Origin of the sequence: Acidisphaera sp. L21 (genome assembly GCF_009765685.1) — a bacterium.
GTDB lineage: Bacteria > Pseudomonadota > Alphaproteobacteria > Acetobacterales > Acetobacteraceae > LMUY01.
On record NZ_LMUY01000137.1, the window covers coordinates 21,704 to 28,580 of the forward strand.

A 6,877-nucleotide genomic window follows, 5' to 3' on the forward strand; every position below is an offset into this window, starting at 1 on the left:
TCTCCGTTCTAGTGTTTGCAAGTCTAATCACCTTTTGATCCGCTTTCAGCTAATGCCCGGTGTATGTAGCTGGTCCGAATGGCCGCTACCCGCCATCTGCCTCTGAAAAGTAGACTGACAGCAAACCACCACTTCTAGCTAGCCCTTCGCGTCCCGTCTGCACCGGGCTACCATCTCACGGAACGACGGCGGCTTTCGGGAGAGGCCTACCACCGGCTGAATGACCCCAATTGGCGTAAAGCGGACTTATGCCGCGGCAGAGACATCAGTTAGGCCGCTCACGTGACAGAATTATTTGGGAAAACGACCCTTCGACTCTCGCGGATACAGGTCGTCATGACCGTACGTCCGTGAGCTTTCCTTAGCAGATCATCACTTCAACTCCGTAGTGCTTCAATCTTTGCCCGACAGGAATGGGGGGTCGTGCATCAGTCACCAGTGTGCTGATCCGTTCAAGCCCGCATAGCAGAACTGGGGCTGATCGACCGGCCTTGCTATGATCGGCAAGCAGGATCACTCGGTCGGCCGCTGCCATGAGAGCCAATTTTGTCGGGCGCTCTACGTCTGCATCGACGTAGACCCCACGCTCGTCCATCGCTGCGGCTCCTAAGAATAGACTGCGTACTCGCAACCCGGCGCAGCCATCAACTGTCATTTGGCCTACAAAAGCGCGGCTCGGTCGATGTAGATCGCCGCCCAGAGCGATGAGCCGTAGTTCGGTACGCTGCATGAGGTGATCGATCACCGGGACGGAATGAGTGACGACGCAGCCTGCAAACGGCTCGGGCAGTTGCCAAGCCATCGCCAAGGTTGTGGTGCCCGCATCGATTGCAATCGCATCCCGTGCGCCAACCAACGTGCTGGCACCTACTGCGATCCGGCGTTTGGCCTCGGCATCGACGCCCGTGCGGGCTTGGAACGAGGCGTCCCGCTCTTCCATAGGAAGGCTGGCACCTCCATGGACGAGGTTGACCGCACGCGTTGCCTCCAATTGACGCAGGTCCCGTCGGACAGTCATCTCCGAGACGCCTAGATCGCGCGCGACCTCTGCCACACCCAAAAAACCTGCTTCACGGAGACGGCCGATGATGGCGGTCTGCCTGGCCTGCGCATTGCCGTACTTCAAGATGCCTAGGCCCCCCCTTGGTGATTCCACGCCATGACAGAGCGCTTGACAAGATCCGCACGTCAGACGCATTAATTCTACCAACATTGTTAGAAAAACAACATTCGGGACGTGACGCTGCTCGTGACCCCACTTGCTCCTACCCACAGATCCATCGTGTTCGTCGGTGTCGCTACCCAGGATGCGATCGCCCTGGTGGACGCATACCCCCGAGCTAATGACCGGGTGCTGGCTCAAATGATCCGTCATGCGGGCGGCGGGCCGGCCGCAACAGCTGCCGTCGCTTGCAGCCGGCTGGGCATCCCCGCCGCCTTTGTCGGCGCCATCGCCCGCGACGCGCTCGGCGACGCCATCCTCGAGGGGCTGCGGGGCGAGGGGGTTGCCATAGACGCCGTGCTGCGTGTGCCTGGCGAGAGTGGCGGTAGCCTAGTGACTGTCGATAGAGTCAATGAGACCCGGGCCATTTGCAATCGACCTGGCCCGGCGCTGCACATCCCTATGGATTCTGACGCTGCGTCGTTGATCCGCTCAGCCGATTGGGTGCATGTCGACCAACTCGGATGGGCGGCCGTCACTGCGCTGTTGGCAGACCTCCCTCCTGAAGCCGGTCCGAAGCTGTCCGTCGATGGCGGCAACCACATCCCGGATTTCACGCCTGCCGGTGTGGCGCTGTATGCTCCGACCATCGAGCGGCTGCAGCACCTGTATGGCGACGGAGACCCACTCGCCTTGATGCAGCGAGCCCGCGACGCGGGAGCCGCCTGCGTGGTGGCTACGGCAGGGGCCAGCGGATCCTACGCGCTGGATACAATGGAGCATTGGGCCGTGCCGGCCTACCGGGCGGACATTACCAGCACGCTCGGTGCCGGGGATGTCTTTCATGGTGCTCTGTTGGCGGCATTTGCGCATGGCTTCCCAACGGGCGAGGCGCTTGCCTACGCCAATATTGCTGCCGCGCTATCATGTCGCGGGCTGGACGGCCGATCCACTATTCCCAGTGATGGCGAAACCCGGGCGCTGCTGTCCCGCCTCACCCCAGTGCGCGCTCCCCTTACCAGAATGACGACCACAAAGGATCCATCCCAATGACCGTCACGACCAAGACCGACCTGCGCCCAATTGCACGACCTTCTGGCGCATTTGCTATGCTCGCCGTCGACCAGCGGGAGGCGCTGCGGGTGATGATCGGGGAAACTCAGTCACAGCCTGTATCCGACGCACAGGTCACCGATTTTAAGCTGCGGGCGATGCGGGCACTGACACCCCATGCCTCCGCGGTGTTGGTTGATCGGCAATTTGCCTGGGAGCAGGCGGTAGAGGCGAAGGTAACGGCCGCAGGCTGCGGGCTGATCGCGGCAGCTGATCAGTTCATTGCTAGCCAGGACGAGATCGTCGGCGACGTCAAAATCGATACTGAGATGGTGCCGGCCCGGGTCCGCGAGCAGGGAGCCGTGGCTATGAAGCTGTTGGTGCTGTGGCGCCCTGACGAGTCCGCCGATGGCCGGATCGCAATGGTGGACGAATTCGTCGCTCGTTGCCGCAACGCCGGGCTGATCAGCATCATCGAACCGGTCGCGCGCAAACCACGCGACGGACGCACCTGGAATGTTCATGACGGAATCTTGGCCGCTGCGAAGGAATTGGGCAGCCGCGGTGCTGATCTGTACAAAGCCGAGGTTCCGCAACACGGTCAGGGCGACGAGGCCGATATTCGTCGCCAATGTGCGGATTTAACTCGCGCCATCGCGAGCCCTTGGGTTGTGTTGTCTTCCGGCGTGCCGCAGGAGCAATTTCCCACTGCGGTGGAATGGGCCTGCCGTGAGGGAGCATCTGGCTTCTTGGCCGGCCGTGCGGTTTGGCGTGCCGTGATAGGTGCCGCCGATCTGGACCGTGCTTTACTGAAAGATGCTGTTCCCCGGCTGGAGCGGCTGGCCGCGCTGGTCGACCGGGTCGTTACGGCCTAGCCAGCCTGGTCGCATGGACCCTCTCCAGCTCAGCGCCGTCGTCGCCTCCGTCGCCTTAGCGGCTGCGACCCAGCGCGTCACCGGCTTGGGATTTGCTCTGGTGAGCGCTCCTCTGTTGGTGCTCGCCACAGGGCCAGTGCAAGGCGTGCTGTTGGCCAATGTACTGAGCCTGACCACCAACCTGCTGGTGATGGCGCAGACCTGGCGAGATATAGAGATCGGGCGGGTTCTGTTGCTCGCGATCCCGGCGCTGTGTCTGGTTCCGATTGGACGCCAGGTGGCGCTACACACGCCCGCTGCGCCGCTCATGATCGGTATTGGACTCCTGGTGGCAATTGCCTTGCTGGCAGTGCCGAGACTTCGCAGCACGCGTATCTTCACCGGTCGACCGGGCGCCATCGCTGCTGGCGGGCTCAGTGGGTTTATGAACGTCACCGCCGGCGTTGGCGGCCCGGCAATTACACTGTACGCCGTTGGCACGGCCTGGGAGCACACGGCATTCGTCGCGTCCATGCAGTTGTATTTTGCCATCGTCAACATGGGGTCGATCGCCGCTAAAGGCTTACCCAACCTGGCTATCGCAGATGCGGTGATCATCTTCGCTGCCCTGGCTGTTGGGCTCTTCGCCGGACACTTCGGGGCACGCCACATTCCCACTCACCGCGCCCGGCAGGCAGTGTTTGCACTCGCCCTTGGGGGAGCGCTTGCGACCGTTGCAAAGGGGACGTTGCTGCTGTTGTCACCGACAGCGGCGCGCACGCTGTAGGAGGCTGTATGCATATCCAACAGATCGTTTTCGAGGATCTGAATAAGATCGCCCTCCGCGAGACCGATGCAGAATTGGAACCGGGATCGGGCGAAGTGGTCGTCGCGCCGGCGTTTCACGGTATTTGTGGCACCGATCTGCACGTGCTCCACGGCAAGCATCCATGGGTGCGGCCGCCGCTGGTCACTGGACATGAAAGTGCTGGACGCATCGTAGCCTTAGGATCTGATGTGCAAGGCTGGGCACTGGGTGACCAAGTGGTTGTAAACCCGCTGGTGCACTGCGGCCATTGTCGCCGTTGCCTGCGAGGCGCGTTCAACACCTGCGAAAACGCCCGTGTCATCGGCTTCCGCCTTCCGGGAACGGCACAAACGCAGTTCGTCATCAATGCCAGTCAACTGCACCGTGTGCCATCGGGCCTTCCGTTGGATCACGCGGTCCTGGCGGAGCCGATTGCAGTCGGGGTGCATGCCGCATCCCGCTTCGATGATTTGGATGACGTGCTGCTCATCGGTGGCGGCACGATCGGGCAATGCGTGCTGCTGGGGCTAAAGGCACGCGGTGCGGGCCGGGTTACGATCATCGAACCGGTGGCGGCAAAGCGCGAATTGGCACTTCGGCTGGGCGCATCAGACGCCGTTGCTCCCGGCACGATAGAGGCGACACCGCGCTTCACCGCCGCGTTCGACGTCGTTGCCGCCCAACCGACCCTCGACCTGGCGAGTGCTGCCGTCATGGGCGGTGGGTGCGTGGTCGTGGTGGGCGTGGCGCCCGGTCCGATGTCACTGCCCATGCCCCGCATGCAGCGCTTCGAAATCGATGTCCGCGGCAGCGGCATGTATTTGGGAACCGACATTGACACCGCCATCAACTTGCTGGCGACGGGTGAGATCAACGCCGACCGGTTGATCTCTGCGACCCGGTGTCTTGACGAAGTCGTTGAAGCCTACGCGGACGCACAATTGCCCGACAGCGTCAAAGTACTGATCCGCATGGAGTGAGCGTCACTCTGTCGTGCCTGCAACAAGAAACTGATCTCGGGGAGCCATCAATGTCGCAGCCTTCAATGTCCAGGATTGCCGCCGCGAGTTTCGCTGGCGCCATGATGGAGTGGTACGACTTCTTCATCTTCGGCACGGCGTCCGCACTCGTGTTCGGGCCGTTATTCTTCCCCAATGAGGATCCATTAGCGGGAACAGCTGCGTCGTTTGCAACCTTCGGCGTCGGGTTTCTAGCGCGGCCGCTCGGTGGCATCGTGTTTGGCCATATCGGCGACAAGGTTGGTCGTAAATCGAGCCTTATCGCAACCCTGCTGATCATTGGGCTAGGCACATTCCTGATCGGGGTATTACCGACCTACTCCACGGCTGGCATCGCCGCGCCCATCATGCTGGTGGTGCTGCGCCTTTTGCAGGGTTTCGGCTTGGGTGGCGAGTACGGCGGCGCGGCGCTGATGACCATCGAACATGCGCCTCCTGGCTCTCGCGGTTTCTGGGGCAGCCTGCCGCAGGCCGCAGCCTCGGGCGGCATCCTGCTGGCAACCGGTGTATTCGCTTTAGTCAGCCGCTTACCGCAGGAAGACTTTCTATCCTGGGGTTGGCGTCTGCCATTCTTATTTAGCGCGGTGATGTTGGTGGTCGGATTGTTCATCCGCTTGAGCACAGATGAAACGCCGGACTTTGAGCGCAGCCGTCAGCGTGGCGATACTCCAAAGGTGCCCCTCTTTGCGCTACTGCGCCAGCACCCCCGTAACGTCATCCTGACACTCGGTGCAAGGCTGGCAGAGACAACCTCGTCTAACATCATAAACGCTTTCGGTCTGGCTTATGTCGTCACGCAGCTTGGCGTGGATCGTACGATCCCGGTTACGGCCGTGCTAATCGCGTCGTTCATCGGAATCTTCGCTTGCCCGGTGTTTGGCGCCTTATCGGATCGCGTTGGTCGGCGTGCAATTTACATTGCGGGCGCCGCGTTCGTCGTGGTGTTTGCTTACCCATTCTTTTTGCTGCTGGGAACTAAGTCTGCACTGCTGATCACCGTTGCCATTGCAGTGGCCTACAACTTCGGGCCTACCCTGATGTTCAGCGTTCAATCCACCTTTTTTAGTGAGCTGTTTGGCCCTCAGGTCCGTTATACCGGGCTGTCGATTGCCTACCAGCTTTCGGCCATTATCGGTGGCTTTACTCCGCTGGTCGCGTCTCGCCTTCTGGCAGCCAATGATGGGGCGCCCTGGTATGTCGCCGGCTTTCTGGCAGCAATTGCCCTTCTGTCTCTTGTGTGCGCGGCTCTGGTCGTCTCGGACCTTCAAATTACACTGCCAGACACCCCAGTCCAGCGGACATTGACTCCGCAGTCAAATGCGCAAAGCCGAGCACCTGGCTTTTAGTCTAGACGATAAACGCATCACTTCTGGGATGCCCGCACGTCGCCGGACGTTTCCTGCCTAAACTAGCATCTGAAAGACTACCGAAATTGGCAGAGAGGGAGGGTCAGCCTTGGACGCCGAAAGGGGTCAAACTTCAGAGCCGATCCACATTCCTGTGGATAGCTGCTGCAGCAGATCGTGCTTCGAACACAGCCTGTCGGTGCATAAGTGAGCCTAAGTAAAGGCAGAGGCTACATAGAGGACGTGTGGAGGAAGTGGATCGGTATACAAGGCTTCCACTTCTTGCAGGCGGCGGCGTACGACAGTCACTTGACTGATCGAGCCCTTATCCGTGAGCTCCCCTGAATCCATTGTCAGTGCTGAGAGAAACGCAAACCGGGTCACACGCGATGCACTTCCGGATGCTCGTTCTGCAAGCCACTGCAGGGTCTGTTTGATTTCGGCGTGGGCCGCGGGGTTGGAGATGGTGTGAGATTCGTACGGCAAGGCCAGAACACCAATCTCTTGCCTATCATGACCAACAATTGCGACATCGCGCACATACGGCGCCAACGCCTCGACGAGCCGAGCACGCAACGGGCCAACACTGACCCAGGATCCGGAGAGCAGTTTGAAATCTTCTGAGAGCCGTCCGT

General features: G+C 60.8%; 6 protein-coding genes and 1 pseudogene. 5 read left to right on the forward strand and 2 right to left on the reverse strand.

The window, feature by feature from the left end; genetic code table 11:
* Positions 1-361 precede the first annotated feature (361 nt).
* A complete protein-coding gene (locus tag GSQ76_RS25575) occupies positions 362-1,126 on the reverse strand; it encodes a DeoR/GlpR family DNA-binding transcription regulator (RefSeq protein ID WP_158746919.1) in 765 nt (254 codons plus the stop codon).
* 156 nt (positions 1,127-1,282) lie between these two features.
* Here GSQ76_RS25575 and GSQ76_RS25580 point away from each other — a divergent pair, with 156 nt between their 5' ends.
* From GSQ76_RS25580 to GSQ76_RS25600, 5 genes are read left to right on the forward strand one after another with little or no spacing between them, the layout of a single operon-like run.
* Positions 1,283-2,215: a carbohydrate kinase family protein gene (locus GSQ76_RS25580; RefSeq protein WP_216851297.1), complete on the forward strand. Its 933-nt coding sequence runs from the start codon at positions 1,283-1,285 to the stop codon at positions 2,213-2,215.
* Positions 2,212-3,090: an aldolase gene (locus tag GSQ76_RS25585; RefSeq protein ID WP_158746920.1), complete on the forward strand. Its 879-nt coding sequence runs from the start codon at positions 2,212-2,214 to the stop codon at positions 3,088-3,090. Before GSQ76_RS25580 ends, GSQ76_RS25585 begins: the two co-directional genes overlap by 4 nt.
* A 13-nt stretch (positions 3,091-3,103) precedes the next feature.
* A complete protein-coding gene (locus GSQ76_RS25590) occupies positions 3,104-3,856 on the forward strand; it encodes a sulfite exporter TauE/SafE family protein (protein WP_158746921.1) in 753 nt (250 codons plus the stop codon).
* 8 nt (positions 3,857-3,864) lie between these two features.
* A complete protein-coding gene (locus tag GSQ76_RS25595) occupies positions 3,865-4,857 on the forward strand; it encodes a zinc-binding dehydrogenase (RefSeq protein WP_158746922.1) in 993 nt (330 codons plus the stop codon).
* Positions 4,858-4,907: 50 nt separating this feature from the next.
* A complete protein-coding gene (locus GSQ76_RS25600; protein ID WP_254070631.1) occupies positions 4,908-6,242 on the forward strand; it encodes an MFS transporter in 1,335 nt (444 codons plus the stop codon).
* 213 nt (positions 6,243-6,455) lie between these two features.
* On the opposite strand, the pseudogene GSQ76_RS25605 reads toward GSQ76_RS25600, so the two are convergent.
* Positions 6,456-6,877: pseudogene (locus GSQ76_RS25605) on the reverse strand (hypothetical protein); the annotation flags it as partial.

What these genes read in the sequence shown, in the direction of transcription:
- GSQ76_RS25585 (WP_158746920.1), top strand. Translation starts at nt 2,212, where the DNA reads ATGACCGTCACGACCAAGACCGACCTGCGCCCAATTGCACGACCTTCT.
- GSQ76_RS25590 (WP_158746921.1), top strand. Translation starts at nt 3,104, where the DNA reads ATGGACCCTCTCCAGCTCAGCGCCGTCGTCGCCTCCGTCGCCTTAGCG.
- GSQ76_RS25595 (WP_158746922.1), top strand. Translation starts at nt 3,865, where the DNA reads ATGCATATCCAACAGATCGTTTTCGAGGATCTGAATAAGATCGCCCTC.
- GSQ76_RS25600 (WP_254070631.1), top strand. Translation starts at nt 4,908, where the DNA reads ATGTCGCAGCCTTCAATGTCCAGGATTGCCGCCGCGAGTTTCGCTGGC.